Source organism: Hymenobacter volaticus, from assembly GCF_022921055.1.
Taxonomy (GTDB): domain Bacteria; phylum Bacteroidota; class Bacteroidia; order Cytophagales; family Hymenobacteraceae; genus Hymenobacter; species Hymenobacter volaticus.
This window is the reverse complement of record NZ_CP095061.1, coordinates 640,986-667,759: the sequence shown is the minus strand read 5'-3', so window position 1 is coordinate 667,759 and position 26,774 is coordinate 640,986. Positions and strand designations below refer to the sequence as shown.

The window sequence follows — 26,774 nt, the reverse complement described above, 5'->3', positions numbered from 1 at the left end:
ACTTGCAAGAGCAACCGAACACGAAGAGCCGCCCTCATGAGGGCGGCTCTTCGTGTTCGGTTGTGAAACCGGGCTTTAGTTATTCTGCTTGGACAGCCTGCATTTCCTTTTTATACAGCCAATATGAATACCAATACACCACCGCTACCGACGCAAAGGCACCCACTAGCAACACCACGGTAGCCATTTGTACTGGGAAAAGCAGCGCCAGCACAGCACTCAGCAAACCGCTAGCAAAGAACAACCGTCCGCCCAAGCGGTGCACGCGCGCCCAGATGCGCGGAAACTCCAGCGCCCACGGCGTCTTGAAGCCCACAAAGTAATTGGGTTGCACAGTAGTGAGGTAGTTGCCCACCAGCGCGAAAAACAATCCCAATACCACAGCCATGCCCTGGCCGGGCTTCACGGCCGGATGCAAAGCCACATACAAGCAATACACGCTTATTCCACTCAGCAACCCTACAAAAGCCAGCATCAGCTTATGATAGTTGGGGTTGTTGGCATCGAGCCGCTGCTTGGGGTCGAAGCGAGGAATGAACAGGAATAACAGGTAAGTGCTCAGCGGCAAGAAAACGCACACCACCCAAATGTTGGCCTTGTCTGTGTAGCCATTGGCATTGCCGCTAATATCGAAGTGCGTAGGAATTTGCGCGGGCAGCGCATTCCAAGTGTACAGCAAATACACCACAGGCAGCATGAGCGCCAATAGCGTAAGTAAATGCCATATAGAGAAGAAAGTTTTCATAGAAGTACTTATAAGCTGGTGTGGGCTGCTCGATACATAATGGCAAGCATCATACAGCTAGCGGCAGCAACTAGTACTGCTCGTAGATGGCGTTGATGGTGGCTTCGCCACCAGACAAACCGTGCGATTTGTATCTGTGGTATAAACGTCAAGGTCAGGTACAACACCATGGGTATCCAAGCCGACTCACCTAGCCACTGCCGACCTGCAAAGCCATCTGCATGGCCATTGGTGTAATGCCGAGGAATCTGAGCTGGCAGCGTTGCCCTGAGATAGTACCAGTAAAATAAGGGCAGCAGAGCAGTAAAGACTACCAGTACTCCCTCCAATAATCGCTTTCTCATGATTTGAATTGCAGTAGCCACCCCAGCAGTTCGTCCATCACGGTCATGTTGAGCGTGTAGGTCACGAACTGGCCTTGCTTGTCACTGGATACAAGGTCGGCCTGGCGGAGTAGGTCGAGGTGGTGGCTGATAGTGGGCTTTGAGAACTGGAAGTGTTCGGCTATTTCCCCGGCCGTGCGTGGCTGCTCGCGTAGCAGTTCCAAAATGGCGCGCCGTGTGGGGTCATTGAGGGCTTTAAAAAGGGCGTTCAAGACTGGTTAGTTATTTAGACAAATATCTAATTATGTTTTACACTAGCAATACCTACCAGCTAAGTTTTGGTTAATTTTGATATCCTTTTATCGAAATTATCATGGCCACCGACGGCGTTAAAATTGTAGATGGCGACTATGCATACGACATTTACTACACCTTCATGGACCTGTTCGATGCTGGACATACACCAGCATTTATAGCCGAAAAGCTAGCAGAGCTGCGGATTGACAATGATGATTTCGACGAAGAGATTTTTATCACAACCTATGCCTTGGCCCTTTGGGAGACCGGTTGGCTGACGCCAGAGGTTCTTCTAAAAGTAGAAGAAGCAATTGCGAAAAATGCCTTTGCTAAGTACCTAATTGAAAAAGAACAAAAACCGGTATTAGCCCGCAGTAGGCAGCAAGTTTTAGAGCGGTTCTGGCTTAAAATCAACCAGCCTAACCTCAAGATTAAGAAGCCCAAAAAACCTACTGTTTCTAAAACGCTCATCTTCAACGAAGACGATGTACTGGTCTTTCAGTTACCTGACGAACAGTATTGCGCTACAATTCTAATGCAGATAAACCAGCGCCGCAACCAACCTATCTACCAGTTTCTCATTGTCACATACAAGAGCATAACGAAGCCTACCATCGAAGACATACTAGCATCGGAAGTGCTAGCGAGGTGGATTGGTGGATCAGATGGACCGGTATTATGCTTTGACCTTCTTATAACTGGGCCAAAAACGCTCCGTGTTTACGCTAACAAGTTTGAGTGTATTGGAAAAATAGAAATAAGAAGTGACTTGAAGCGCGGCGGATCCTACAAAGGCGTTTCTGATTTTCAAGATTTTTTTGAGAATTGGGTTGATTTCAAATTTACTGGGAATAGCAGCTACCCGAAGCTCATCGGTGTTTCGCTGAAACAAGTCCTGTAGAACCTCGTTGTCAAAAAGCAGAAGCGCCGCCTGATGTATCAAGCGCCGCTTCTGTTTTTAGCAACAAACGTGTCAAATGAGTTGCAGTTAACGAATAGCTACTGTCCAGAATCGAGCTTGTTCATCTGCGAACAATACACTTTTTCCGTTCGCAGAAAAGTGGATGGGGCCGGCAGGAAAAATTTTTCCAAGCACTATTCTCTTTACATGAACCAACGCTGTTGGAGTTATCCACCACACCTCAAGGCTGCTGATACGGTCAGTTGTTTTTGTTTCATCAAAATTTACTAGCAAGGCATTTCTACTATAAGGTCGCCCCTTGAACGTATAGTTTTTGCAGCCACTGCGAGCATCAATTACTACGTATTCGTTGCCATTGTAAAGCTGACGTCTGACAACCTTAAGTTTATGGTTTGCAGCTAAGTCGCCTAGGTACTCGTATTCACAGTAATCAGCGTCTTCACGACTGTCCTTCAACAATGTACAGCCTTGAGAAAGCCGGATTGCTCCATCATGCTTTTTTATAGCAGCATCTCGCAACAGCTTATCAGGTACAACTCCATGTTGCCAGTCGGCTTTCGTGCTTTTTATGAGAGTATCATGCTGTAGCTGCTGCGCCTGAGCTATATACCCAAGTTTAAGCAGCTAAAGCATCAAAAACCCTCTGGTTTTCATTTATTTCCCTACTACCGCCGTCTTGATGCTCAACTCTTTGAGCTGCAATTCCGAAATCGGTGAGGGCGAATCAATCATTACGTCGCGGCCGGAGTTGTTTTTCGGGAAGGCGATGAAGTCACGGATGGAATCGGCGCCGCCGAAGAGGCTGCACAGGCGGTCGAAGCCGAAGGCAATGCCGCCGTGGGGCGGAGCGCCGTACTCGAAGGCGTCGAGCAGGAAGCCGAACTGCGCTTTAGCCTCTTCATCGGAAAAACCCAAGAGGCTGAACATGCGGGCCTGCACGGTGCGGTCATGGATACGGATGGAGCCGCCGCCCACTTCTACCCCGTTGATTACCATGTCGTAGGCATTGGCGCGCACATCGCCGATGGTGTCAGGCGAATCGAGCAGGGCTATGTCTTCGGGCTTGGGCGAGGTGAAAGGGTGGTGCATGGCGAAGTAGCGACCTTCTTCCTCGTTGAATTCTAGCAGCGGGAAATCCACCACCCACAGCGCCGAGAACGTGTCTTTATCGCGCAGGCCGAGACGAGAACCCATTTCCAAACGCAATTCCGAAAGAGCCTTGCGGGTTTTGTTGGGCTCACCGGCCAGCACCAGCAGCAAGTCGCCGGGCTGCGCGTTGAAAGCGGCTTTCCACTGTTGCAGCAACTCCTGCGAGTAAAACTTATCAACCGACGACTTCACGCTGCCGTCGGCTTCCACGCGGGCATACACGAGGCCAGTAGCACCAATCTGCGGGCGCTTCACGTAATCGGTTAGCTCATCGAGTTGCTTGCGGGTGTAGGTGGCCGCGCCGGTGGCGCAGATGCCTACCACTAAACCCGCCGCCTCGAACACGGGGAAGCCATGGCCTTTCACTACCTCGTTCAGTTCCACAAACGGCATTCCGAAACGGGTGTCCGGCTTGTCGTTGCCGTAGAGGCGCATGGCGTCGGCGTAGGTCATGCGGGGCAGTGTGCCAATTTCCACACCTTTCACCTCGCGGAACAGGTATTGCACCAACCCCTCGAAAGTGTTCAGGATGTCTTCCTGCTCGACAAACGACATTTCGCAGTCAATCTGCGTGAATTCGGGCTGGCGGTCGGCGCGTAGGTCTTCGTCGCGGAAGCACTTTACAATTTGAAAGTACCGGTCGAAGCCCGACACCATCAGCAGCTGCTTGAAGGTTTGGGGACTTTGGGGCAGCGCGTAGAATTCGCCGGGGTTCATGCGGGAAGGCACCACAAAGTCGCGGGCACCTTCGGGCGTGCTTTTGATGAGCACGGGGGTTTCCACTTCAATGAAATCCTGGCCGTCGAGGTAGCGGCGGGTGGCTTGGGCCACGCGGTGACGCAGCATCAGGTTCTGGCGTACCGTGTTGCGGCGCAAATCCAGGTAGCGGTATTTCATCCGCAGGTCGTCGCCGCCGTCGGTTTCGTCTTCGATGAGGAAGGGCGGCAGCTTGGCCGGATTGAGCACATCAATCTTCTCGACGCGGATTTCGATGCCGCCAGTCGGGATTTTATCGTTTTTGGAATGGCGTTCCGACACCCGGCCGGTTACTTGCAGCACAAATTCGCGGCCGAGCTGGCGGGCTTGTTCGCGCACTTCATTTGATTCGACGCCATCTTCCAGGGCCAACTGCGTCAGGCCGTACCGGTCGCGCAGATCAACCCACAGAATACCGCCTTTGTCGCGGGTGCGCTGCACCCAGCCGCAGAGTGTAACAGTTAAACCAACGTGTTCGGGGCGCAATTCGCCGCAGGTGTGAGTCCGGAGCATTCTGGTTTCTAATTTCTGGTTCCTGGTTTCTAGTTCTGGCGCGCTACAGCTCGTGTGCCACAGGCCGCAACTTGAAACCTGCCAAAGGTAGACAGGAAAAATTAGTAGGGTAGCTAAAAATCAAGCGCTTTGTTGTGAAGAAACTCACATTGATTTGTGATAAATGCCTGTTTTAGAAAGGAACAGAGCCTTTTTCCTGACCATGTAGTAAGTTCGGCACGGAGTATGCAAACTGCTCGCCCAACTACGACCTCAACCAACACGACTTCTTTTATTTCTGCTTCCCATATGAAACGCTCTGCTCTGCTCGTTCTCGCCGCCGTTTTCTTCTCTTTCTCTTCGCAGGCTCAAACCAAAATCAAGACCAAGGCTAAAGCGGCTGACGGCACTTCGGTAAAAACCAAATCGGAGGCGGAACCCGTAACGTTGAACGGCCCCATCAAGCGCGTAGAAACGCTGTCGGGCATTGATATTTTCCCGGCTACCGGCGGGCAGAGCATCATGCTCAGCTTCACGCAGCAATTCACCAAGCCCGGCACCTTGGTCATGACCAACTACAAAAACCAGCCGGTCTACACCACTGCCCTCGACCCCGCCAACAACACGGGTGCCCCCGTTGACCTAGGCCGCATTCCGGCGGGCAACTACCTGATCGAAGCCAAAACCGGCAACTACGTGTACTGGAAGAAAGTGAAGGTAACGTACCCAGCACCAGCGGTAGCCAAGAAAAAACGCCGCTAGTCTTACTTGAAACTTCTTTTCGCAGCTCCGAAGTTATTCTACTTCGGAGCTTTGCATTTACTGGAAGCTCCACCAAACTACGGTAACTGAGCGTTCTAATAATCGACGCCAGCCGCGACGGGCCAAGCTTCAGCTTGGCGTTACCTTGTACCTTTCCGCCCTGTATGAAAACGACTTTTCGCTTTTTCCATTTTGCTCCCCTCCTGCTGGCGGTGCTGCTACTGGCGGCATTTGCCGCGCCCAAGCTCAAGAAAACTGCCGTTGGCAAGAATATCACGGTAGGTGTGCCAGAGGGCTTTCAGGCCATGCCCGACGATGGTATTGCCGTTAAATATCCAGCCCCGCGCAAGCCGCTGGCCGTGTTCAGCAACGCCAGTGGCCGCGTCGACTTCAGCGTAGCGCAGAAGCCGAGCACCTTCAGCAACCAGGATTACGCGCTGCTGCTCAAGATCTACAAGGCCAGCATTCAGAATATGTACTCCAAGGTTGATTTCCTGGCCGAGGACATTCGCACCATCAACAAGCGCGATTTTGTGGTATTGGAGTTCGTTTCGTCGGTGGCCGATACGCGCCGAACCGGCAACCTAGCCCCATCCGCCGCTACCAGATGGTACAGTACGCCATTGAAGGCGACCAGCTAACGGTTTTCACGTTTGTAGCGCCCGCCGACGAGCAAGCGCAGTGGCAGCCCACCGCCCGTGCCGTTATGCAAAGTATTTCCATGAAGTAGCGCTTCCAGAACGCCTTGCTTCATTTTGCGTCCGCATGTTGAAGCCTTCACATATTAACCGTGCTGACGTTACTAGCTCCACCAGAACGTCATGCTGAGCGGAGCCGAAGCATCTCGCGTGCTGACTCTGGAGTATAATTCAACCTCAGCACGCGAGATGCTTCGGCTGCGCTCAGCATGACAACAGTTTGGCAACAGCAACACGCCAGAGGCTACGGCTTCGTTGCATCCCTGTCTTGATGCGCCACCTGCTCAGCAGGACGGTTACGAAATAAAGCGACCTACTTTCTTGTCTCAGAACTCAATGTCTCCTCACGAGCAATACATGCGCGAGGCGCTCAAGCAGGCGCGGTACGCTTTTGCGGAGGAGGAGATTCCCATTGGGGCCGTGGTGGTGCTCGATAAAGTGATTATTGCGCGCGGCTACAACCAAACCGAGCGACTGCGCGACGTAACGGCTCACGCCGAAATGCTGGCCTTGACGGCGGCCGCCAATCATGTTGGCAATAAGTACTTGGCCGACTGCACGCTCTACGTGACGGTGGAGCCTTGCGTGATGTGCGCGGGCGCCGCGGCTTGGGCGCAAATCCGCCGGGTAGTGTACGGGGCCGATGAACTGAAAGTCGGGTTTAGGCGCTATGGCAACCTGCTGCACCCGAAGGCCGAACTGGTACGGGGCGTGCTGGCGGTGGAGTGCGGGGCGCTGATGCAGGAGTTTTTCGCGCGGAAGCGGAAATAAGCTACTTTTGGCCGCTTCCGTAACCCTAGCCGGGATACGGTGGTTATACTACCCGGAACGTTCCACCACATAAATCCAAAATCATGGCTTTCGAACTGCCCCAACTGCCTTACGCTTATGATGCCCTGGAGCCGCACATTGATGCGCAAACCATGGAGATTCACCACTCAAAGCACCATCAGGCCTACGTTACCAACCTGAACAATGCCATTGCGGGTACCGAGCTGGAAGGCAAAAGCCTCGAAGATTTGATGCAGAATATTGCATCGGCTCCGGCGGCGGTGCGCAACAACGGCGGTGGCCACTGGAACCACTCGCTGTTCTGGACGGTGCTAGGCCCCAATGGCGGCGGCGAACCTACCGGTGCCATCGGTGAGGCCATCACGCAGTCTTTTGGTAGCTACGAGAAGTTCAAGGAAGAATTCACCAAAGCCGCTACCACGCGTTTCGGCTCGGGTTGGGCTTGGTTGTGCAAGCAGGCCGATGGCTCGCTGAAAATCTGCTCGACGCCTAACCAGGACAACCCCTTGATGCCCGACGCGGGCTGCGCTGGCACGCCCGTACTTGGCCTCGACGTGTGGGAGCACTCCTACTACCTGAAATACCAAAACCGTCGCCCCGACTATATTGCGGCGTTCTACAACGCCATCAACTGGGACGAAGTAAACAAGCGCTTCGCCGCGGCGGCATAGTTTTTGGTTGCTATCTGGGAAAGCTACTCAAGTGGTAGTTTTCCCGGCCTTTTATCGGTCGGTTTGGTGCCCTGTTGGGCATTGGGCCGACCGATTCGTTGTTTATAATAGTCAGTTACATGGATACTCAACTCGTTGCGAAATCTGCTGGTGCCTTATCTGATAAATATCGGCTAAACATTGTGCTGGCGCTAAGCCAACTGGAGTCGATGCCTTTCGCTGACGTGCAACAGCTAACCGGGCTTTCGCAACCCTGCGTTTCGCACCACTTGAAAATATTGACGGACAGCGGACTGGTGCAGACTCGTAAATGTGGCCGTTGCCTAAGCCTGATGCTGAACCGCGAAGCCATGGGCGAGCTGGCTAGCTTTTTAAGGAATTTGGGATAAAAATTTTGTTGATACACATCTAAACATTTCAATCGGTTAATTCTTTATAAGCCCGTCAATCCCTTTTTAATAACAAGCTTCCTTATGGCTTCTAAGATTTTTTCGCCTGCGCAGCTAGGCTCCATAACGCTTCAAAACCACTTGGCCATGGCCCCGATGACACGCTGCCGCGCCCTTGGCAACGTGCCCAACACGCTGATGGCAGAGTATTACGCTCAACGCGCTTCCATTGGCCTAATTATCACCGAAGGCACTTCGCCTTCACCAAACGGATTGGGCTACGCCCGGATGCCAGGTTTGTTTAATGCCGAGCATGTGGCGGGCTGGAAGTTGACGACCGACGCTGTACATGCCAAAGGCGGCCACATTTTCATACAGATCATGCACTCGGGCCGTATTGGCCACGCCCTGAACTTGCCGGAGGGTGCCGAGGCCGTCGGCCCATCGGCTGTGGCCGCCGCGGGCCAGATGTGGACCGACCAGCAGCAGATGCAGGACCACCCCACGCCGCGGGCACTTACGACCGAGGAAGTGCGCACCACTATTCAGGAGTTTGTGCATTCGGCCAAACTGGCTGTTGAAGCTGGTTTCGACGGGGTGGAACTACACGGCGCCAACGGCTACTTGTTGGAGCAATTCCTGAACCCGAATAGCAACCAGCGCACCGACGAGTACGGTGGCAGCGTGGAAAATCGTGCTCGTTTCGTACTGGAAACGGCCCAAGCTGTAGCCGCCGCCATTGGGGCCGAGCGCACCGGCATCCGTTTGTCGCCGTGGGGTACGGCCAGTGACATGGCGCACTATCCCGAAATCGATGAAACGTACGCCTATTTGGCCGAGGAGCTGAAAAAACTAAATCTGGTGTATCTGCACTTGGTGGATCACTCTAGTATGGGTGCCCCCGCCGTGCCTGCCAAAACGGTAGCCACCGTGCGCGAGAAGTTCACGAACACACTCATCCTGGCTGGCGGCTACGATAAAGTAGCGGAAATAGAAAACGCCCTTGAAAGTAGCGGTGCCGACTTGGTAGCTATTGGCCGCCCGCTCATCTCTAACCCCGACCTGGTAGTCCGCCTCGAGCAGGGCGCCGAACTGGCCCCGTACGACCCCAACACCTTCTATGCCCCTGCGCCTGAAGGTTTCCACAAAGGGTACACCGACTATCCGGCTTTGGCCGAAACCGAAGCTGCGGCGAAGTAGCACCTACAGCGAATCGGTCATTCAACAAAAAGCCTCTCCTGTTGCAGGAGAGGCTTTTTACTTGCCTACGAGCTTACGCTTCACAAGCTAATCCCGTTTTGCAAGCTCCGGAACACCACTGCCATGAGCACCAAGACAACTACCGCCCCCACGACCACTGGAATATCGCCGGAGCAGGTGAGCCGGGCAGCTCCGGCTGACGCATAGCCGCTCCCCAAGCGGCTCCTAACACCATGCTGCTCATAGGCGCCACCAGAAAGCTCGCAAAAGTGGGCAGCGGCCACGATAGAAAGGTAATTAGCACGGAGCCGATTAGCCAAGGCCACGCTATGAGGGCCCGCAGCATTCGGCCTTTGGCGGCGCGGGTAGCCGGAGTGGCTACTTCCGCCGGCACAAAACGCATGAATAAGGGCGCCATACGCCGGATACTAGCAGTGAGGATAATTACCGCTGCCACCGCTACTCCTAGCAACAGCGACATAGGCAGGTGCCAGATAGCAGCTACTTGGCCTAAGTCGCCATAGGGCACGAAGGGCGTAATCATGAGGTAGCCCAAAAAGTTGATAAGCCCGAAGGCACCAAAGAATAGGGCAAACAAGGCTGCTGGCCCGGTAGCCTGGCTCCTACGTACGAACACCAGTACCACCAGGCCTTGCAGCAAGCTAAATATGGGCCCTGCCAACGCTACAAGCACCTGCTTGGAATCGGATAAGGAATCGAGGTTGCGCACGGAGCTGTTGTAGAGTACAGGTTGCCCGCCGAGAGCCAGCGCCATCAGCGCATGGGCCAATTCGTGCAACAATTCCGTCAGCAGAAAGGCCGCTATGTAAACACACGTGGCATTGAGCGTCAGCCGGTTGTTTGGGGTGGCAACAGAGGGAGAAACGACTGTGGACATAAGAAGGCGAATAATACGGCCGGTGAAAGTGCTGCTCACACGATAAGCAAGAACAATTATTTCATTGTTTGTCTACTTGATTAAGAACACTATACTAAGAGATGCCGCCAAGTTTTTACCACACCAAAATATAGCAGGCAACCCAGGCCTAGCAAGTACTCAGGGCCGCCTCACTATCTTCCTCAGATCAGCCGACTCGAAGGCTGCCTTCGCCTGCGCTTAAACTAGTCGGGGCAACTCCCGCACGAGCGGATAGTGTTGGGAAGTTAGGGGCCGCCGGTTGGCTAGCCAGCAGGCGCTTTAGCTTGTACTGGGCAGGAATCCAAATAAATTCTAGATAAGAGCTTACGGCTAATGTGTGAGCTACATTTTGGCCAGCAAGCCTTTTAGCCGACCGTGGTTAGGGTATTTGCTTAGCCCTTCGGTGGCATACTTACGCGCCAAATCAAGCTGGCCAGCCGCTTGGTAGGCTTGGGCGAGGTAGCAGTAGGCGTCGGCTTTGCCCCAGTTGGGGCGTAGGGATTGGGGTCGGGCTTTTCGGGAGCAGCAATGGCCTTTTTGAGGTGCGCAATGGCCACCTTGCCACCGCCGTACTGCTTGGGCGTGTGGAAGTCGTTGACTCCGCGGGCGTAATGGGCACGCAAATTATCGGGAGCCAGCGCCACCGCTTTTTCAGCGTTATCCTTGGCTGTATTCGCCTTAAAAACCACCGTTAGGAAACTCGCAAACTCTAAGTTGAGGCCCTGCAACAACGAAAGTAGCGCGTAGTGCTCGGCCGTTTTGGTGGGCACGGCTTCCAGCATCTCGATGCCTTTTACCAGATGCTTTTCGGCCTGCGTTTTGTTTTGGGCGGCCCGAAAATACAAGTGGTACTGCGTGTAGGCACCCCAATAATTGAGGTAGGCGTTCGGTTTGGTGGCCCGTAGGTCGTCTAGGGTTTTGGCCATGAGCCGCAGGGAGTCTAAGGAAGTATGCCAGCTAATTTTCCGCTGAATGTCCGTCAGCACGTCCTGGCTGCGGGTTTGAGCCGCCAGTTGGCCTGGTATCAATAATGCGAGCAGGAAGAATAGAAGCAAGTACTTCTGCATGGTGAATCAGCTTAGAAACTTGGAAGGCAAAGACAAGGCCATGCCCGACTAGTACGTGAGACGCACCAGTGGCATTGAAACGAGTAAGTAAGGGGGCGGAGTTGGCTATTCGGGTTTAAGGTAGCGCTGCAGGCTGCTCACATACTTCTCGAAGGCCTTGATGCCTTCGGGCGTGATGGCGCAGCGCGTAAGCGGATACGAGCCGTTAAACTCCTTGGTCATAGTGAGATACCCAGCGTCTTTGAGCTTGCTGATCTGCGCGCTCAGATTGCCAGCCGTGGCCCCGGTTTTTTCTTTCAAAAAATTAAACTCAGCCTCCCGTACGCTTAGCAGCAACGACATGACAGCTAGCCGCAGCTGCGAGTGCAGCAACGGGTCGAGGTCTTCAAAGGGCGCGGCCACGGCGGTATTGGTTTTTGAGCATGTGCCCGGGTAATACGTAAGCTACCAGCACAGCGGCGGCCACTAGCAGCAATTGACTATCAAATGCCGCTCTGAACGCCACTGTAGCCAACAACCAGCAGGTCGCGCCGCCCCAAATCAGCGGCCGGAACCGCAGGGCGCCGCCCGTAGCAAACGTGCCCAACCCGTAGAGCGCAATAATAAGCGGATACGCTTTGCCCCAACCCGAGACGGTGCCCACCCCAATCAGCATGATCATGAGCACCCCGAAGCCACCCCACAGGTATATCATAAAATCGCCTAGGGCAGTGCGTACCCGCTCGCGGCGACGACGGCGGGCTCCATTTACGAAGGCGGCTACCGTGCCCAAGCCCATGAGTACAGGCCAAGCCAACCACGGCTTACTGTAGCCGATCTGCAGCAGCCCGTAGTGCGTTAGGGCGGCCACCAGCACCAGCCAGCCCCAGAGCAACAAGTCAAACGAGTTGTCGCTCAGATCTTGCTTGGCCTCCTGTATCATGTTTTGAATCAAACGCAGGCTGTCAGAGGCGGACAACGGGTTTTCGGAGGTTTCCATGGGATTAAGGTCGTTGCTTGTTTCAGTGATTCGAGTCAGCTGTATTGGTTTCAAACTGGTAGCTAACAGTATAGGCTGCGGAAACTAGGCTTGGCTATGCTTGCGCAACAGGTAGCCTGGAATAATATAGCTCCCGAGCATAGCGGCGGCAATAAATAGCAGTTGCGTGTCCTCAGGCAAAACGAGGGTCATAGCACCGAGCACGCCACACACCACGCCGCCCCACTGCAGCGACCGGAAGCGTAATACCCGTCCGGCCACGTAGGTGCTCACACCGTAGGCAATCAGTAGCAGCGGATGTATCACCTCCCACCCCACGAAGCAGGCACATACCATAGCTACAAGCAGAAGGAGTAGGAAGCTCTTCTGTAGCAAGCGCATCGTGCTGTCAGTGGCTGTAGTGCTCGTTAGCCCCTGCTGCTTCTGCCGCCGTGCCCGAATAGTTTGTATGATGCTCATCATGGGCATCAGTACCATCCAAGGCAGCCAGGGAGCCGCAAACCCAACGTGCTCCAAAATATAGTTACTCAAGGCCGCCGTCAGGACCACCGATCCGCGAACGAGGTAGGTGAAAGCATAACCTTGTAAGCTGGCTGCTGTGGGGCCACCGATGAAGACAGGATTAGCCAAGCTGCTAGTGGTCGACTGGAGGGGAAGGCTGGCAACGTTTTTCATGGCGGTAGCGGTTATGTGCGTGATGTAGAACAAACATAAACTACTTTATATTGTAAACCAAATTACTTCGCAAACTTATTTATAAACGTGAAAACAGTTATTCATCAAGCTAAATCACCTTCAGGCCAGGACAGAGCAATCGATACTTATCAGCCATTGGCTGCCCAATAGGCATCAACAAAGGGCCATGCTAGGCAACGTCAGCCTGGTTTCTGCGCGTTCCGCCCCCATATCCTGTACCTATACTCTAGCGCAAGCTGCTGCAAGTGACTGTCTAGCTTCATTACATACAGCACCAGCGGCTGTGGTCTCGCTACAGTTCATGATTAACTAAGCGGTTGGTGCCTACTCAGGTGAAGGATAAAGCAGGAGTTGGCAGGGTAGCTCGAAAAGATTCATTGCGCTGTATATAGTGTATTGCTTCAGGTTAATCATTAGCTATTTATAAGGCCCTGCCTTAGCGCGTATTCTGCCTTTCCGAATTTAGTTATCTTTGAAGGCCCGGTCCGCGTTAAGTGGCCGGGTTGTTCTTTTTCAGCCCGTATGTGCCTCTTAAGTTTTGGGTTGCTAACGCTACAGCCGCGCTGGACTAAGCGTTGTGCTGTTGCAGGCGCTGTGTTAGGCATGTTGAGTAAGAACTGCCCCGCGATGGGCGCAGTTCTTAGCTAGGAAAGAGCAGTATTTTCTCTAAAAAGAGTTTTCCATTTCTTCATTCCCTTCTGCATGAATACCAAGCTGCGTCTCACCATCCTGAGCTTTCTGCAGTTCTTTATCTGGGGCTCGTGGCTGATAACCATTGGGGCGTACTGGTTCCAGACCAAGCAGTGGTCGGGGGCACAATTCGGCGCCATTTTCTCCACCATGGGCATTGCGTCCATCTTTATGCCCTCGCTCATGGGCATCGTGGCCGATAAGTGGGTGAATGCCGAGAAGCTGTACGGCGCGCTGCACATCCTGGGTGGCATTGTACTCTTTACTGTGCCCTTGGTCACCGACCCCGGCACTATGTTCTGGGTGATGCTGCTGAACATGATTTTCTACATGCCTACGCTGGCCCTGTCGATTGCCGTGTCGTACTCGGTGCTGAAGCGCGAAGGCCTCGACGTGGTGAAGGATTATCCGCCCATTCGGGTGTGGGGCACCATTGGCTTCATTGTGGCCATGTGGACGGTTAGTTTGCTAGGCTTCGAGAAATCGGCCAACCAGTTTTACGTTGCCTCCGGCGCAGCCATTCTGCTTGGCTTTTACTCGTTTACCCTGCCCAAGTGCCCGCCCACGGCCAAGGACATGCCGAGCCGTTCCTTGGTTGATGTGCTGGGGTTGAAATCGTTTGCCCTACTGCGCGACACGAAGATGCTTACCTTCTTCCTCTTCGCCATGTTGCTAGGGGCGGCGCTACAACTCACCAATGCCTACGGCGACACCTTCCTACACGATTTCGACAAGATACCTGCTTACCAAGACACGCTGACGGTGAAGTACCCGGCCATCATTATGTCTATTTCGCAGATTTCCGAGACGTTGTTCATCCTGGCTATTCCCTTCTTCCTACGTCGCTTCGGCATCAAGCAGGTGATGTTTATCAGCATGATTGCCTGGGTACTCCGCTTCGGTCTATTTGCCTATGGCGACCCTGGCAACGGCCTGTGGATGATCATCCTCTCCTGCATCGTGTACGGTATGGCCTTCGACTTCTTCAATATCTCTGGCTCCTTATTCGTGGAAACGCAGACGGCCCCATCCATTCGTGCCAGCGCCCAGGGTTTGTTTATGATGATGACCAACGGCTTTGGTGCGGTCCTGGGTAGTTCTTTGAGTGGCATTATCATTCAAGCCTATTTCACCAATGCCGATAACAGCAAAGACTGGCACAGCATCTGGATAACCTTCGCCTTGTATGCGCTCGTTATTGCCATCCTATTTGTTGTTCTCTTCAAACACAAACACGAGCCGCAAGCCATAGAGAGTGTGCACCACGAGCCTGTTCTTTCAACCGAAGGGTCATAAGGTGTAGCGCCGGTGAAGCTTGCAGCAGGTTATGGCCTATCTGCATATTGCCATGCAAAGAGGCTACTAAAACCAAGTCGTCCTGAATTGAGAAAGCCTGAACCACGCGGTTCAGGCTTTTTTCTGGCCTTCGGATAACGTACTTTCCCGCCTTAAGCTCCTTTGGTTTACTTATTCTCTTATGCCTAAAGCTCCCGCAGCTACTCAACCCGTTGTTGCTCCGCCTGCCACGCCCGATCTATTGCCCATGTTCGAAAGGGCTCATTATTTTCAGGCTAGCATGTATTTCTACCAGTGCTATGGCAAGCTCCCGCAACGGCTGAATTTTCAGCTATCCAGCAAGGAAGACCGGCAGAAATTACTAGCCCAGCTAGCAGAACACTACGACCTTGAAGCGGCCACCGTAGCCCAAATGAAAACCTACGAGAAGTCGGGTGCTCCCGCCGAGCTTGAGATGCAGGCGCTACTACTGGCGCCCGAGTTGCTTTTAGTTCTCGACGTCCGGGGAGGCTACGGCGACCGGGGCACGTTCATTTACCACTCAACGGCAGCCGACCAGGCCGCTTTGCAACAGCTCGTAACACTGCTAGAGGCGCTACTAGAAGTTGGGGAGCAAGAGCGCCAGCGCATTCATGTGCTGCGCCTAGCTTACAACGATTTAGAATTCACTCCGCTCACTATCAAGATTCCGGAGCTCGACCTGAGCACGCACTACAACGATGATCTGTTGCCCGTGCACGACATCATTGTGGAGCGGCTGCGTCAGCCCCAGGACAAAGGCATCGTGATTCTGCACGGCCCGCCGGGCACTGGCAAAACCAGCTACATCCGCCATCTCTGTGGCCTCCTCGACAAGCCCAAGCTGTTTATTCCGCCCAACCTCGCCGCACGCATTGCCGACCCTGAGTTCATCAACCTGCTTCACGACAATACCAACTCCATCCTCATCATCGAGGATGCCGAAGAGCTTTTGCTGAAACGCGAAGGTGGTCGGGGCGGCAGTGCGGTCAGCAACCTGCTCAACCTCTCCGATGGTCTGCTCGCCGACTGCTTTCACATTCAGGTGGTATGCACTTTCAACACCGAGTTAGCTCGCATTGATAGTGCCTTATTGCGCAAAGGACGCCTGATTGCCGCCTATCATTTTCAGCCGCTGGTACAAGAAAAAGCGCAGGCGCTAGCTACAGCCCTCGGCCAAGCGGAGCCTGTAGATGGTCCTCTGGCTCTTACCGATGTCTACAATCGTGATGCTCCCGCCTTTGATGCTACGCCCGCTAGTGGCCGCATTGGTTTTGGCCAAGCTCGCTAGCTCCTCAGTATAAAAAAAGTCTATAAAAAGTCCGTTTCCAGTATAAGCAAAATGCCGCACTACAAGCTGTAGCGCGGCATTTTGTATGTAATAGCAGTTAAAATCTAGTCTTAAAGCTTATGCCAAGCTAAATGAATCTAGGGCATTTTGCAAGGCGCCATCGACTAGATTTCTGGATTAGAATTGCTCGTCGGGGCCGAAGAAGAAGCTGCCTTCAATCTGCGCATTCTCGTCGGAGTCGGAGCCGTGCACGGCGTTGGCCTCGATGCTCTTGGCGTACTTTTTACGGATGGTGCCTTCGGCGGCTTGCGCAGGGTTGGTAGCGCCAATGAGGGTGCGGAAATCAGTTACGGCGTTGTCTTTCTCGAGAATAGCCGCCACAATCGCGCCCGACGACATGTATTTTACTAGGTCGCCGTAGAAGGGCCGCTCCTTGTGCACTTCATAGAACTGGCCGGCGCGCTCGGGGTTAGCTTCACTTTCTTGAGCGCTACAATACGGAAACCACCTTCTTCGATCATGCTCAGAATACCACCAATGTGGTTGTCCTGCGTCGCGTCGGGCTTAATCATGGTGAACGTGCGGTTCGTGGCCATCTTATCTATGGGTTGGGTTGAAAAGAAATTCCGCTTGGGAAGCGCAAAAAAGGTTGAGGGCGCAAAAGTAGATGGTTTGGGCGGGAAGTTGCTAGCCACAGCAGAAGTTGACCGCAAAACGCGCTTGATGACAGACCAAATTGCGGTTCTGCCTGTCTATGCCCACAGGCGGCCTGACATGCTAAGCCCGCGGGTTGTAACTTTGCGCAACAGCTCACAAAAACTTTGCTTTCAGCTGCTACTTAAGCTGTGTTAATGTCGCAGCATGACAAGTAGCACTTCGTGCACCTTTTTAGGCGAAAACTGTGTTCCTTTATCAGCGAAACAGCTGTTAAACAAAATCCAAGCAAAGTACTTTCTTGAAATAGCTAAGGGTAGTATAGTGGTTCTGTTCAGGCATTTACCGCCACCATTGCACCAAACCCAAAGCTGTTTTGTTGGAACCCGGAATATTTCCGACTTTTGCCGCCTTGCTCCCGGCATAAATCCCCGAATTTCAGCCACCTATCAGTAGGCAATGTCCACAATCTCTGAGCTGCAGGAGCTGCTATCGCAACCCCGGCAGGTTTTTATCACTACCCACCACAAGCCTGATGCCGACGCCCTCGGCTCGTCGTTGGGACTGGCGGGCTACCTTCGCAAGAAGGGCCACACCGTAACCGTCGTCACACCTTCCGACTACCCTGATTTCCTGGCCTGGATGCCTGGCAACAGCGACGTAATCGTGTACGATGCCCGTCGGAACGACGCGCAAGTGCGGGAAATAATCGGGACGGCTGAAGTGCTGTTCTGCCTCGACTTCTCGTGTTTGGGCCGCATCAACGAGATGGGTGAATACATACGGCATGCTCCTGGCACTAAGGTGCTCATCGACCACCACCAGGAGCCCGAGCAGTTTGCCGACCTCGACTTTTCGAACTCGAAAGCCGCCGCTACGGCCGAACTTGTGTTCGAGGTCATCCGCGACATGGGCGACCAAAACCTGATTGACGCGGGTATTGGCGAGTGCCTCTACGCGGGTATAATGACCGACACGGGTTCGTTCCGACACCCAAGTACTTCGCGCAATGTGCACCTCATCATTGCGGAATTGCTCAATGCCGACATCAACCTTTCCGATGTGCACCGGCGCATTTACGACTCGCACTCGGAAATGCGACTGCGCTTCTTGGGCTTCGTGCTCAAGGACAAGCTGCGCGTGCTGCGCGAATACAACACGGCGTACATCGCCATCACGCAGGAAGAGCTAAAAGAGTACGACTCGAAAACCGGCGACACCGAGGGCCTCGTAAATTTTGCGCTTAGCATCGAGGGCATTGTTTTCGCGGCCGTGCTTATCGACCGCGGGCAAGCCATCAAGATTTCTTTCCGCTCCGTGGGCGACTTCTCGGTGAGCAGTTTCTCGCGCGACCATTTCAACGGTGGCGGCCACCACAACGCGGCGGGCGGCATTAGTTACGACACGCTCGACAACACCGTGCAACGTTTCGTTGATTTATTGCCTCAGTACCAGAGCCAACTGGTGACGGCCCCTCTGGCAGTTGCGCCGCCTTCGGCGTAACTTGCCTGAAATTTCCTTTTCACCACCTTTCCCGCTTCATGCATTTGCATCGCAACATTCTAAGCTTGGCCGTAGCGGCCGGCGTCCTGAGCCTAGCCTCCTGCAATAAAGGCGGCGACTTCGCAAAAACTAAGTCTGGCATCGAGTACAAAGTCTTCAAGAACGAAGGCAAATCCTACTCCCCACGTGAGGTGAGTGCCGAAGGCGACGCTACGTACAAGAGCCGGGTCGGCAAGATTCTGGCGTTAGACGTGGAATACCGCACCGCTAAAGACTCTATCCTCTTCAACTCGCGCAAGCAGCAAATGGGCATTCCGATGCGCATCGAGTTGCAAGAAGTGAAAGTGAAAGGCGGCCTCGAAGAAGCTATTGCCCTGCTGCAACCCGGCGACTCAGCCGTGTTCCGCTTCAACGTTGATACCATCTTCGCTAAGTCGTTCCGTCAGCCGGTGCCGCCTTTCATGAAGAAAGCCGGTAATACCATGACCATGCTGGTGAAAGCACAGAAAGTGCAGAGCCGCGACGAGGCGATGGCCGATCAGCAGGCAGCCATGGTGAAGCAGCAGCAAACAATGATGGCCCACGCGGCTGAGCAGAGCAAGAAGGACGATGCGATTCTGCAAGACTATGTGAAGAAAAACAACCTGAATGTGCAGAAAGACACGTCGGGCGTGTACTACATGGTTACCTCGCCTGGCTCCGGCCCGAAGCCCAAAACCGGCCAAACCGTATCGGTGAAGTATAAAGGCATGTTGCTGGATGGCAAAGTATTCGACTCGTCGGAGAAAGCGCCTAACAATGGCAAGCCGATTGATTTTGCTATCGGCGTAGGTCAAGTTATTCCGGGTTGGGACCGGGCGATTCCGCTGCTCAGCAAGGGTAGCAAAGCCACGATACTGATTCCGTCGCCGCTGGCTTATGGGCAGCGTGGTGCTGGTACCGACATCCCCGCTGACGCACCGTTGCGCTTCGACGTGGAGTTGGTAGATGTGAAGTAAAGCAGAAGCCGCGCCGGCTGGCCGGCGCGGCATTTTACCTTTTTGCCGCTTATTCTTATGAAAAACAGTTTCAAACGCTCGCTACTTTTCCGCGTTGCTGCCCTGTTGCTGGTATTGTCTGCTGCCGGGTTTTCGGGCTGCAAAAAAGATAATAACGCCCAGGAGGATGCCGAACAGCATCAAGCAGAGTACAAAGTCATTGATGACGGCCTGATTCGGGCCTATCTGACTCGCCACGGTATTACGGAAGGTACGGGTATCAATCAATTCCAGCGTTTGAATGGTGCTACCAACGACGGAATCTATCTGGTGAAACTATCGGAGGGCTCGGGTACTACCAACATTATAAGTGGCAACCGGGTGGAGGTAAAATATGTAGGCCGGTATTTACGCGAAACCAACGAGAACATCATATTTGACAACTCCACTGAGAAAGGTATTCCTTGTGGTTGCTTTCCCGTAACGGTTGGTGCCGGAGGTGTTATTAAAGGTTGGGATGAGGGACTACTGCAGATGAAGAAAGGCGACCGTAAGCTACTATTAATTCCTTCTTACTTAGCTTATGGCCCCAAAGGGCAATACAACCAAGCAACTAATTCATATGACATTCCTCCTGACGAGCCGTTGCTCTTCAACATGGAGGTATTAGATGTACGGTAGAATTGCAGCCAGCTACAGTTTTGCTTTCGGCGGTGGAACAGGCCCAAATGGGTTTGGCCACCGCCGATTCGCTTTTCCAACTGTTTCCGGACCTTCTACTTATTAATCAGACTTCACCTACACGATCTATGCTCCAATTACATCGTTCTTCTCTGCTGCTGGTTGTTTTGTTTACGGCGCTTGGGTTCAGCGGGCAGCAGGTGCAGGCGCAAGCGCGTGTGCAAGCGCAAAGCTTTGGCCGTACCGCTTCTGGTATCGAATACAAAATCTACCGAAACACCACCGGCCGCTACCAACTACGCACCGACGTAAATCCGGCCGGCGACCCTACGTATTCAACCCGCGTCGGCAAAATATTAGCCGCTCATCTTCAGTACCGCACGGCCAAGGATTCGCTGTTATTCAGCACCCGCAAAGAACTAATGGGTATGCCCGCCCAGCTGCCTCTCGCTGAGGTGAAAGTACGCGGTGGCATAGAAGACGCCGTAGCGTTGCTGCAGCCCGGCGACTCGGCCGTGTTTCGCTTCAACGTCGATAGTGTATTTGCTAAGTCGTTCCGCCAGCCGGCGCCGCCGTTCATGAAGAAGGCCGGCAACACGATGACCGTGCTGGCGAAGGCACAGAAACTAATGACGCAGGAAGAAGCTTCGGCCGACCAGCAGAAGATGATGGAACTGGCCCGGAAGAAAGCCGAAGCAGATGCTGCTCGCCTTTTGCAAAAAGACGACCTTCAGATTCAAGCATACCTGAAGAAAAACAACCTGAACGGGCTGAAAACAACGGGAGGCACTTACTACGTCGTGACAAAAGCTGGTACTGGCCCCAAGCCTCAAACGGGTCAAACCGTATCGGTGCTGTACAAAGGCACGCTGTTGGATGGTAAGGTATTCGACTCGTCGGAGAAGCAGGGTGGCAAACCGATTTCGTTTGCTTTAGGCGTAGGTCAAGTGATTCCTGGCTGGGACCAAGGCCTGGCTGCCCTCACTCAGGGCACAAAAGCCATTCTCCTAGTTCCCTCTCCCCTAGCGTATGGTTCCCGCGGCGCCGGCCCCGACATTCCTGCCAACGCCATTCTCCGCTTTGATGTGGAACTAGTGGAGGTGAAGTAAAAGCACGATCAACGAAGAAGGGGCCGTTCTGACTGCGCAATTCACGCTAGTAGAACGGCCCCTTCTTCGTTGATCGTGCTGTATTCTATTCTGCCAGCACTTCCGATAGAATTGCAAGCGAGCGGACTTCACCTAGCCTCTCAACGTGGAGTTGGTAGTAGCGAATAATGACGGACAGCAGTTCGCGGCGGACCCGCCCATTGGGAATGGTGGAGTGGGCAGGATCTTGTAACAGTTCGTCTAGGTACTGCTCGAATTCCTGTAATCGCAACACCATTGGGCCTCCCCCTGCGCCGTTGGCACCGTGGCGGCAAAGGCTACCTGCGTGATAAGTTCTTCCCCTCTCTCTATACCGAAACCTAGGTACGTGGCGAGATTGAGCAGAAAGTACAGTGCAAAATTTTCGTAGCCACTGGTTTGTTGATCAAAGTCCAGCAAACTGTCATGGAGAAAGTTGAACAGCGGCCCGTTTTCCTCTTCCTCTAGCACCGTATGGTTCAGGATTTCGGACAGCACCAGCCCCACGCTGCTTTTTTGCACGTCGTAGGGGATGCTGCGGTACGATTCTGAACAACGAAACTCGGAGAGACGCGTGAGGCCTCCGGTTCGGGAAGTATACGCCACCAATTCCAGTAGCGTGAGCGGCTGAAACAACGCAATGCGTCCCGGTGGCTTGGCTTTGCGCACCCCGTTTACGACGTAGCTTTGCAGGCCCAACCGCTCGGTGTACACCCGCGCAATAACACTGGTCTCGCGGTACTTGATGTAGCTCAGTACGATACCGCGGGTTTTGATTAACATGAGTAGAAACTGTTGCTGAATAACGAATGGAACAGATTCGCGAAGGCTTTTGTGCAATAACCATAGGCTTTGCTACCTAGCTGTTCTACTTTTCCACTACGGCAATTTTGCTGATGCAGCCGTTTTTGCCGTCGGCATCTGATGAAAGCACCAGATACACCCCCGACTGCACCTTGCGGCCATTGTAGTCGGCTAGGTTCCAGACAACGCCCCCGCCCGTAGCAGTAGTTTGGTACACCAGCTTGCCCGTTACATCGGTGATTTTGACAATGGCGTTGTTGGCCAAGCCTGTTACACCAACCTGCCCCGTGAAGTTGGTACGTACGGGATTGGGCGATACCTTGGCACAATCCTTTGGTACACCTTCCGTCACGGTAGCAGAGCCACGGTATGACACCACACCGGCATCTGTAGCTACAAATACCTCTCCCGTGCGGTCGTTCACGGCTACATCCACGATGCTGTTGGAAGGGAGCGGGCTGTTATCGGTGGTGAAGTGCAATAGACCTTCGTCCCCGTTTTCACTGAAGAGCCACAGTCCCCGCTCGGTGCCAAACCACTTACGGTTCGCGCCATCCACGGCTACAGCTTTCACTACATCATCTCCGAGCGCCCGATAGCCAGTTCCTTCTCCGCGCTGCACGTAAGGAGTTACAAAAGCCGCATTGTTCCCGGCCACAAATGCCGAGCTAGGATCATCTAAATAGGCCACTCCTTTAGCGGTGGCTACCCATATAGCACCTTTACGGTCTTTCGCCATAGCCCATATAGAGTTGGAAGGCAATCCTCCGTTATTCTCCGTGAATTGTATTGGCTGTGTTTTTGACACATCGTCATAAGCGAAAAGACCTGCTCCGTCTTTTCTGGCCTGCGAAACCCATACACCACCAAAGTCATCAAGCACGAGACGATTAAGGTTATTGAGCTCAGAAAATGGTATGGTACGCCACGTATCTGTACTTGGCGTGAGAACGTGCAAACTCGGGCCAGGACGCAAAGTATGGCGGGTTGACACCCATATATCACCGTTAGTAGCCTCAGCAGCATCCATTACACGTGTGTATAAAGGATCATTTGCAAATTCACTTACCAACTGTACGCCCGGCATTCCAGCTATATACTGCTTAAAATTACCGGGCCCATTCCAACGCAATAGTCCATCGCCGTAGCTACACACGTAGAGTGTGCCATCAGCTGATCGGGTGCCACGGACCAGGTCGTCTAGCACTGGCAGTTCGGCAGCTGTTGGATAGTTTTCCTTCGTGTAGTTGGTCCAGCGGCCATCCTTGTACTCATAAAATCCTCTCTTGGACTCTCGCTGTGCTGAACTCTCGTCGAAACCACCTGTGAAAATATTCACTGTATTGGTGCGAGCATCGGCTAGCAGACCAAACGAAGCAACTTCCTGCGGAGCGTTATTGACGAAAGCCTCGAAGTTCTGTCGGTCGGCGGTTTTGAGTAGGCCCCGTTGGTAGTCAGCAATGTAAAAAGCTCCATCGCGCGAGCGCAAGGCAGCCCGTGGTAAGGTTACAGACCCGACGCCTGCTAAAACACTCACTGTATTTGCTGGACTAAGAATAGACACTCTCTGGTCTGCTGTAATCAACAACCCGGCCCTGGAGGGCGTTAGGTTTTGATATTGGCCAGCATTAAAGCTAGGCACTGACTCCCACGTACTGCCGGAGATGTATCGCTGAAGGTTACTAGAATTACGGCCTGTATAAGCTTGCCCATTGTAGGTAGCCAGCGTGCGGTACGTGTCACCAGTCAAATCCAAAGACCAGTTTCGATAATTAGCTTGATCGGCGGTGAGGCTGGTGCGCAGAACTCCTTTGTCAGTAGCCAGGAATAGAAAGCCGCTTGCTACGGTGGCTGCGTAGGCTTTTACAGGCGCTCCGAGCGGACCAATATTCGTGAATGTGTCGCGCACTTCCAACTTGGTCATGTCCACTACCACCAAGCCAAAATCACAGGATAAATAGGCAAGCCGGCCGTTAAACGATATATGATTGATGGTTTTGGTGCCCGAAATCTGTTTGCGCTTGATGTCGGTGATGTTGCGAATGCGGGTACCGTCGGCGCTCAGCAGATCGAGGTTGGCGTCGCGGTAGGCTACCAACACCTGTTGGCTCACTGAATCGTAGGCTACGGTAGTAACGCCTACGCCATTGAGTCCATCACGGCGCGAAAGCAACGTAGTGGTATTGGTCTCTTTATCGAAGTAGAAAAAGGCGTCTTCGGCAGCTACGTAAATCCGCTGGCCGGCATCAGCCATTGCCCTCGCGCGGTTGTTAGGCAGGTGCAATTGCCAATCGCCGAAACCCGCCGTGCTCTGGGCCTGCAACGCAGCGGGAGCAACCAAAAGCAGACCTACCAAGAAGAGCGTAATAAGGCGCAACGTGCGTAGCAGATGAATCATAAATGGAATATAAAGACCTACTTGTATACAGAACTGTAGTTTCTGGCCGAAAGCAACAGTTCAACGCCTGAGCTTGGTGTTTAGTGTTTGCGCTGCGCCGCGGCTTCAGCCCCCGATTTTTCCTGCATGCCAGTTAAAAAGCAGGGCCGACAACGGGCTTCGTAGGCATCCGTTTCCCCGAGCAATATCTTGTCTTCAGAAGCGGCTACCCGAAACGAATAAGAGGCTATTTCGCCGCAGCACACGCAAATGGCGTGCACTTTGGTCACGAATTCAGCTACGGCCATCAGGGCGGGTATAGGACCGAAAGGGCGGCCCTGGAAATCCATATCGAGGCCGGCCACGATAACGCGGGTACCGCGGTTGGCTAGTTGCACGCAGACTTCCACCAAACTCTCGTCGAAGAATTGGGCTTCGTCAATGCCAACCACGTCGGAGCCGCTGGCTAGCAACAGCATTTCCTGCGCCAGCGGTACCGGCGTCGAGCGGATACTATTGGCGTTGTGCGACACCACATCTTCGACGTGGTAGCGGGTATCGAGGGTGGGCTTGAAGATTTCCACCCGTTGCCGGGCTATTTTGGCGCGATTAAGCCGGCGAATCAGTTCCTCAGTTTTACCCGAGAACATCGAGCCGCACACCACTTCAATCCAGCCCCGGCGGGGTACGTCGCGGCCATGGCCGCCGCGGGGTTCAATAAACAACTTCGTTGGGCGTAACTAAGTGAAGAAGTAACTGAGTAGGGTAGTTAGTGGCTTTAAAGCCGCTAAGCCTTCAGCTTGACAGCCGAAATTACAACTTTACTGCCGGAAGCCACCACCACTTTTTGGTGGTTTTCCACCTCGGGTTGGCTATTAACCAGGTAGTCAGCCACTCCGTTACTCATTTAGATATTGCATGTGCGGCAGCTTGGTCGCTTCCGGCACGCGGCCAGTTACGGCTCCCTCCAGAAGCCGAGTTTGGCAGGTAAGGCGCTCGTTTTCCTGCAAACGGTTGGCAGCGCGGTAGCGCAATTCGGCCGCGGTAAGAGGCGTTAGGGCATCGGCGCCACTCACCAAAATGATGCGACACGTAGTACAGCGTCCCTTGGCACCGCAGGCATGCATCCAGTCGTAGCCAGCCGTTTGTAGAGCCGCTAGTAGCGTGCTGCCCGTGGGTACAGGCACGGTAGCAGGCAGGTTTTGCACGGTGAGCGTAGGCATTTTCCTTAACTTTCAGCCTGAATCTGGCTTTCCAATGAACGACAAATATAGTACGACCCCACGCGAAGAATACGGCCGCAAGTTGGCCGCCCACCTCTGCGACCAGCACTTTGGCGCCCGCCCCACCGCTACCCTCGATGGTCCGGCAGTGCTTCGTTTCACTCCTATCCGGCAAGTAAACCTGTTTGTGGTGCAGCAACTGCTTACGCAGTGGAAGCTGGAAGTAGCACGATTGCGCAGCCCTTATTTTGACTTTGAAGCGGACGAAGTACGCACGGCCCTCACGCAGTTCATGAACGTTCTCTCGCGCCGCATCAAGCTTAGCCGCCCAACATTTGAGCCGCTGCTTGCCCAAGCAGTTGCCGATACCTTGGCGGTTTCCCAAGACCCCGCAGAAACCTTCGACAACAAATTGCTCGACCGTCAGCCCACCGCTACTGTTGCCCAACTGCGCGACGCGCTACGCTACCTCGACCTCAACAAGCTCTTTTACCAAGACTTTGTTGATGGGTTGCCAACTGAGGAAGTACTAGAACGGCAAGACCTCCTGAAGCGGTTTCACTTGCATCAAGAGGCGAACAAGGCACTGCTGCAACCCCTAGCTACGCTGATAGCAGAATTCAACGGCTTGCTGCCAGTACGCGAAGAAGAATTGCAAGCCACTACTGCCGCGCCCGTGATTCCTGCCGCTGCCCCAGCGCCTGTTGTTGCGCCACCGGTGGCAGTTCCAGCACCTGAGCCTCTTCGAGCAACTGTAGCACCTACACCAGAGCCCGAGCGAGCAACACCAAAGCCCACCGTAGCAGCGGATGCAAAACCAGCGGCCACACCCGTTGAAACCCCTTCTGTTAGAGCAGAAGCCCCGTCGACAGCAGTGCCGCTCTACGAAAAGCTAAAGGCCAACCAGCCAGCTGGGCAGACGCTAAGCGAAACCCTCCGCCCTGAGCGCCCTGCTGCTACGCTAGCCGAGCAAGCGCCCAAGGTGGAAACACTGCGCGAAGCAATTTCCATCAATCAGCGCTTCAGCTTTATTAACGAATTGTTTGGGGGCGAGAACATGGAGTACCACGCCGCTATCCAGCATCTCGACACCCTATCTGATGCCGAATCAGCGAAGCGCTACGTGAGCCAGCAGCTAGCCAGCAAGTACGACTGGACTCGCAAAGACGAGCACGTAAACAAGCTGCTGAAGCTGATCGACCGAAAGTTTGCCTAATCATAAGCAGAGCAAGTAGCTAGCAAAGAACGTCATGCGGCAAGCTCAGCATGACGTTCT

The 26,774-nt window shown here is 53.7% G+C and carries 31 protein-coding genes and 1 pseudogene; 16 read left to right on the top strand and 16 right to left on the bottom strand.

The genetic code is table 11. The features are described 5' to 3' along the window. Positions 1–79: 79 nt before the first annotated feature. Positions 80–745 carry an SdpI family protein gene (locus MUN86_RS02955; protein ID WP_245121537.1) on the bottom strand — a complete coding sequence of 222 codons (666 nt, stop codon included), beginning with the start codon at positions 743–745 and terminating at the stop codon, positions 80–82. Positions 746–1,085: 340 nt separating this feature from the next. Continuing rightward, the gene (locus tag MUN86_RS02950; protein WP_245121535.1) at positions 1,086–1,340 is read right to left on the bottom strand and encodes an autorepressor SdpR family transcription factor; all 255 of its coding nucleotides are present in this window, start codon (positions 1,338–1,340) and stop codon (positions 1,086–1,088) included. A gap of 101 nt (positions 1,341–1,441) precedes the next feature. On the opposite strand from MUN86_RS02950, the gene MUN86_RS02945 reads away from it, so the two are divergent. Next, on the top strand, positions 1,442–2,266 hold the full coding sequence (locus MUN86_RS02945; RefSeq protein WP_245121532.1) for a hypothetical protein: 825 nt from the start codon (positions 1,442–1,444) through the stop codon (positions 2,264–2,266). A gap of 87 nt (positions 2,267–2,353) precedes the next feature. On the opposite strand, the gene MUN86_RS02940 is transcribed toward MUN86_RS02945, so the two are convergent. After that, on the bottom strand, positions 2,354–2,806 hold the full coding sequence (locus MUN86_RS02940; protein WP_245121529.1) for a hypothetical protein: 453 nt from the start codon (positions 2,804–2,806) through the stop codon (positions 2,354–2,356). Between the two features lie 135 nt (positions 2,807–2,941). Further along, entirely contained in the window at positions 2,942–4,705 is a 1,764-nt protein-coding gene (gene aspS / locus MUN86_RS02935) for an aspartate--tRNA ligase (protein WP_245121526.1), read from the bottom strand. 288 nt (positions 4,706–4,993) lie between these two features. On the opposite strand from aspS, the gene MUN86_RS02930 reads away from it, so the two are divergent. From MUN86_RS02930 to MUN86_RS02905, 7 genes are all read left to right on the top strand, one after another. Continuing rightward, positions 4,994–5,446: a hypothetical protein gene (locus MUN86_RS02930; protein WP_245121523.1), complete on the top strand. Its 453-nt coding sequence runs from the start codon at positions 4,994–4,996 to the stop codon at positions 5,444–5,446. A 164-nt stretch (positions 5,447–5,610) separates the two neighbouring features. Beyond that, positions 5,611–6,087 (top strand): hypothetical protein, encoded by a 477-nt coding sequence (locus MUN86_RS02925; protein ID WP_245121521.1) that lies wholly within the window; start codon positions 5,611–5,613, stop codon positions 6,085–6,087. Then, a complete protein-coding gene (locus tag MUN86_RS31045) occupies positions 6,054–6,176 on the top strand; it encodes a hypothetical protein (RefSeq protein ID WP_280640579.1) in 123 nt (40 codons plus the stop codon). Before MUN86_RS02925 ends, MUN86_RS31045 begins: the two co-directional genes overlap by 34 nt. Before the next feature lie 304 nt (positions 6,177–6,480). Then, a complete protein-coding gene (locus MUN86_RS02920; RefSeq protein ID WP_245121518.1) occupies positions 6,481–6,915 on the top strand; it encodes a nucleoside deaminase in 435 nt (144 codons plus the stop codon). Positions 6,916–6,998: 83 nt separating this feature from the next. Then, positions 6,999–7,607 carry a superoxide dismutase gene (locus MUN86_RS02915; protein WP_245121515.1) on the top strand — a complete coding sequence of 203 codons (609 nt, stop codon included), beginning with the start codon at positions 6,999–7,001 and terminating at the stop codon, positions 7,605–7,607. A 119-nt stretch (positions 7,608–7,726) separates the two neighbouring features. Then, on the top strand, positions 7,727–7,996 hold the full coding sequence (locus MUN86_RS02910; protein WP_245121513.1) for an ArsR/SmtB family transcription factor: 270 nt from the start codon (positions 7,727–7,729) through the stop codon (positions 7,994–7,996). Positions 7,997–8,080: 84 nt separating this feature from the next. Beyond that, the gene (locus MUN86_RS02905; RefSeq protein ID WP_245121510.1) at positions 8,081–9,196 is read left to right on the top strand and encodes an alkene reductase; all 1,116 of its coding nucleotides are present in this window, start codon (positions 8,081–8,083) and stop codon (positions 9,194–9,196) included. Positions 9,197–9,335: 139 nt separating this feature from the next. On the opposite strand, the gene MUN86_RS02900 is transcribed toward MUN86_RS02905, so the two are convergent. From MUN86_RS02900 to MUN86_RS02880, 6 genes are all read right to left on the bottom strand, one after another. Continuing rightward, a complete protein-coding gene (locus tag MUN86_RS02900; RefSeq protein WP_245121508.1) occupies positions 9,336–10,094 on the bottom strand; it encodes a hypothetical protein in 759 nt (252 codons plus the stop codon). A gap of 363 nt (positions 10,095–10,457) precedes the next feature. Beyond that, positions 10,458–10,538, bottom strand: a complete 81-nt coding sequence (locus MUN86_RS32745; RefSeq protein ID WP_502592239.1) for a hypothetical protein — start codon at positions 10,536–10,538, stop codon at positions 10,458–10,460. After that, the gene (locus MUN86_RS02895; protein ID WP_245121505.1) at positions 10,508–11,182 is read right to left on the bottom strand and encodes a hypothetical protein; all 675 of its coding nucleotides are present in this window, start codon (positions 11,180–11,182) and stop codon (positions 10,508–10,510) included. Before MUN86_RS02895 ends, MUN86_RS32745 begins: the two co-directional genes overlap by 31 nt. A gap of 105 nt (positions 11,183–11,287) precedes the next feature. Then, the gene (locus tag MUN86_RS02890; RefSeq protein WP_245121502.1) at positions 11,288–11,584 is read right to left on the bottom strand and encodes a winged helix-turn-helix domain-containing protein; all 297 of its coding nucleotides are present in this window, start codon (positions 11,582–11,584) and stop codon (positions 11,288–11,290) included. Then, a complete protein-coding gene (locus MUN86_RS02885) occupies positions 11,568–12,161 on the bottom strand; it encodes a hypothetical protein (protein ID WP_245121500.1) in 594 nt (197 codons plus the stop codon). Before MUN86_RS02885 ends, MUN86_RS02890 begins: the two co-directional genes overlap by 17 nt. Positions 12,162–12,245: 84 nt before the next feature. Continuing rightward, positions 12,246–12,836: a hypothetical protein gene (locus tag MUN86_RS02880; RefSeq protein WP_245121498.1), complete on the bottom strand. Its 591-nt coding sequence runs from the start codon at positions 12,834–12,836 to the stop codon at positions 12,246–12,248. 723 nt (positions 12,837–13,559) lie between these two features. Here MUN86_RS02880 and MUN86_RS02875 point away from each other — a divergent pair. Beyond that, positions 13,560–14,843: a nucleoside permease gene (locus tag MUN86_RS02875; RefSeq protein WP_245121495.1), complete on the top strand. Its 1,284-nt coding sequence runs from the start codon at positions 13,560–13,562 to the stop codon at positions 14,841–14,843. Between the two features lie 181 nt (positions 14,844–15,024). Continuing rightward, on the top strand, positions 15,025–16,152 hold the full coding sequence (locus MUN86_RS02870) for an AAA family ATPase (protein ID WP_245121492.1): 1,128 nt from the start codon (positions 15,025–15,027) through the stop codon (positions 16,150–16,152). 177 nt (positions 16,153–16,329) lie between these two features. Here the strand turns inward: MUN86_RS02870 and ndk are convergent. After that, a pseudogene (ndk, locus tag MUN86_RS02865) lies at positions 16,330–16,724 on the bottom strand (nucleoside-diphosphate kinase). A 31-nt stretch (positions 16,725–16,755) separates the two neighbouring features. Between ndk and MUN86_RS02860 the strand changes: the two are divergent. The 5 genes from MUN86_RS02860 to MUN86_RS02840 all read left to right on the top strand — a co-directional run bounded on the left by MUN86_RS02860 (position 16,756) and on the right by MUN86_RS02840 (position 21,076). Then, a complete protein-coding gene (locus MUN86_RS02860) occupies positions 16,756–17,004 on the top strand; it encodes a hypothetical protein (protein WP_245121489.1) in 249 nt (82 codons plus the stop codon). Between the two features lie 261 nt (positions 17,005–17,265). Further along, entirely contained in the window at positions 17,266–18,309 is a 1,044-nt protein-coding gene (locus MUN86_RS02855; protein ID WP_245121487.1) for a DHH family phosphoesterase, read from the top strand. Positions 18,310–18,347: 38 nt separating this feature from the next. Beyond that, positions 18,348–19,307, top strand: a complete 960-nt coding sequence (locus MUN86_RS02850) for an FKBP-type peptidyl-prolyl cis-trans isomerase (RefSeq protein ID WP_245121484.1) — start codon at positions 18,348–18,350, stop codon at positions 19,305–19,307. Positions 19,308–19,364: 57 nt separating this feature from the next. Next, the gene (locus tag MUN86_RS02845) at positions 19,365–19,967 is read left to right on the top strand and encodes an FKBP-type peptidyl-prolyl cis-trans isomerase (protein WP_245121482.1); all 603 of its coding nucleotides are present in this window, start codon (positions 19,365–19,367) and stop codon (positions 19,965–19,967) included. A gap of 128 nt (positions 19,968–20,095) precedes the next feature. Beyond that, complete coding sequence (locus MUN86_RS02840) at positions 20,096–21,076, top strand: FKBP-type peptidyl-prolyl cis-trans isomerase (protein ID WP_245121479.1); 981 nt, start codon at positions 20,096–20,098, stop codon at positions 21,074–21,076. 85 nt (positions 21,077–21,161) lie between these two features. Here the strand turns inward: MUN86_RS02840 and MUN86_RS02835 are convergent, their stop codons facing one another. From MUN86_RS02835 to MUN86_RS02815, 5 genes are all read right to left on the bottom strand, one after another. Further along, positions 21,162–21,353, bottom strand: coding sequence for a hypothetical protein (locus MUN86_RS02835; protein ID WP_245121477.1), 192 nt, complete (start codon positions 21,351–21,353; stop codon positions 21,162–21,164). After that, a complete protein-coding gene (recO, locus tag MUN86_RS02830) occupies positions 21,317–21,877 on the bottom strand; it encodes a DNA repair protein RecO (protein ID WP_245121474.1) in 561 nt (186 codons plus the stop codon). The genes MUN86_RS02835 and recO overlap by 37 nt, the downstream gene beginning before the upstream one ends. Positions 21,878–21,962: 85 nt before the next feature. Next, on the bottom strand, positions 21,963–24,296 hold the full coding sequence (gene porZ, locus MUN86_RS02825; protein ID WP_245121472.1) for a type IX secretion system anionic LPS delivery protein PorZ: 2,334 nt from the start codon (positions 24,294–24,296) through the stop codon (positions 21,963–21,965). An 80-nt stretch (positions 24,297–24,376) separates the two neighbouring features. Beyond that, positions 24,377–25,000 carry a thymidine kinase gene (locus MUN86_RS02820; protein WP_245121468.1) on the bottom strand — a complete coding sequence of 208 codons (624 nt, stop codon included), beginning with the start codon at positions 24,998–25,000 and terminating at the stop codon, positions 24,377–24,379. 174 nt (positions 25,001–25,174) lie between these two features. Beyond that, entirely contained in the window at positions 25,175–25,498 is a 324-nt protein-coding gene (locus MUN86_RS02815; RefSeq protein WP_245121465.1) for a 2Fe-2S iron-sulfur cluster-binding protein, read from the bottom strand. Positions 25,499–25,532: 34 nt separating this feature from the next. Between MUN86_RS02815 and MUN86_RS02810 the strand changes: the two genes are divergently transcribed. Beyond that, entirely contained in the window at positions 25,533–26,714 is a 1,182-nt protein-coding gene (locus MUN86_RS02810) for a DUF8457 domain-containing protein (protein WP_245121463.1), read from the top strand. Positions 26,715–26,774 lie beyond the last annotated feature (60 nt).

Bases quoted from the DNA above. Each gene is read 5' to 3' on its own strand.
- MUN86_RS02955 (WP_245121537.1), bottom strand. From the start codon at position 745: ATGAAAACTTTCTTCTCTATATGGCATTTACTTACGCTATTGGCGCTC.
- MUN86_RS02945 (WP_245121532.1), top strand. From the start codon at position 1,442: ATGGCCACCGACGGCGTTAAAATTGTAGATGGCGACTATGCATACGAC.
- aspS (WP_245121526.1), bottom strand. From the start codon at position 4,705: ATGCTCCGGACTCACACCTGCGGCGAATTGCGCCCCGAACACGTTGGT.
- MUN86_RS02930 (WP_245121523.1), top strand. From the start codon at position 4,994: ATGAAACGCTCTGCTCTGCTCGTTCTCGCCGCCGTTTTCTTCTCTTTC.
- MUN86_RS02925 (WP_245121521.1), top strand. From the start codon at position 5,611: ATGAAAACGACTTTTCGCTTTTTCCATTTTGCTCCCCTCCTGCTGGCG.
- MUN86_RS31045 (WP_280640579.1), top strand. From the start codon at position 6,054: ATGGTACAGTACGCCATTGAAGGCGACCAGCTAACGGTTTTCACGTTT.
- MUN86_RS02920 (WP_245121518.1), top strand. From the start codon at position 6,481: ATGTCTCCTCACGAGCAATACATGCGCGAGGCGCTCAAGCAGGCGCGG.
- MUN86_RS02915 (WP_245121515.1), top strand. From the start codon at position 6,999: ATGGCTTTCGAACTGCCCCAACTGCCTTACGCTTATGATGCCCTGGAG.
- MUN86_RS02910 (WP_245121513.1), top strand. From the start codon at position 7,727: ATGGATACTCAACTCGTTGCGAAATCTGCTGGTGCCTTATCTGATAAA.
- MUN86_RS02905 (WP_245121510.1), top strand. From the start codon at position 8,081: ATGGCTTCTAAGATTTTTTCGCCTGCGCAGCTAGGCTCCATAACGCTT.
- MUN86_RS02900 (WP_245121508.1), bottom strand. From the start codon at position 10,094: ATGTCCACAGTCGTTTCTCCCTCTGTTGCCACCCCAAACAACCGGCTG.
- MUN86_RS02895 (WP_245121505.1), bottom strand. From the start codon at position 11,182: ATGCAGAAGTACTTGCTTCTATTCTTCCTGCTCGCATTATTGATACCA.
- MUN86_RS02885 (WP_245121500.1), bottom strand. From the start codon at position 12,161: ATGGAAACCTCCGAAAACCCGTTGTCCGCCTCTGACAGCCTGCGTTTG.
- MUN86_RS02880 (WP_245121498.1), bottom strand. From the start codon at position 12,836: ATGAAAAACGTTGCCAGCCTTCCCCTCCAGTCGACCACTAGCAGCTTG.
- MUN86_RS02875 (WP_245121495.1), top strand. From the start codon at position 13,560: ATGAATACCAAGCTGCGTCTCACCATCCTGAGCTTTCTGCAGTTCTTT.
- MUN86_RS02870 (WP_245121492.1), top strand. From the start codon at position 15,025: ATGCCTAAAGCTCCCGCAGCTACTCAACCCGTTGTTGCTCCGCCTGCC.
- MUN86_RS02860 (WP_245121489.1), top strand. From the start codon at position 16,756: ATGGGTTGGGTTGAAAAGAAATTCCGCTTGGGAAGCGCAAAAAAGGTT.
- MUN86_RS02855 (WP_245121487.1), top strand. From the start codon at position 17,266: ATGTCCACAATCTCTGAGCTGCAGGAGCTGCTATCGCAACCCCGGCAG.
- MUN86_RS02850 (WP_245121484.1), top strand. From the start codon at position 18,348: ATGCATTTGCATCGCAACATTCTAAGCTTGGCCGTAGCGGCCGGCGTC.
- MUN86_RS02845 (WP_245121482.1), top strand. From the start codon at position 19,365: ATGAAAAACAGTTTCAAACGCTCGCTACTTTTCCGCGTTGCTGCCCTG.
- MUN86_RS02840 (WP_245121479.1), top strand. From the start codon at position 20,096: ATGCTCCAATTACATCGTTCTTCTCTGCTGCTGGTTGTTTTGTTTACG.
- MUN86_RS02835 (WP_245121477.1), bottom strand. From the start codon at position 21,353: ATGGTGTTGCGATTACAGGAATTCGAGCAGTACCTAGACGAACTGTTA.
- recO (WP_245121474.1), bottom strand. From the start codon at position 21,877: ATGTTAATCAAAACCCGCGGTATCGTACTGAGCTACATCAAGTACCGC.
- porZ (WP_245121472.1), bottom strand. From the start codon at position 24,296: ATGATTCATCTGCTACGCACGTTGCGCCTTATTACGCTCTTCTTGGTA.
- MUN86_RS02815 (WP_245121465.1), bottom strand. From the start codon at position 25,498: ATGCCTACGCTCACCGTGCAAAACCTGCCTGCTACCGTGCCTGTACCC.
- MUN86_RS02810 (WP_245121463.1), top strand. From the start codon at position 25,533: ATGAACGACAAATATAGTACGACCCCACGCGAAGAATACGGCCGCAAG.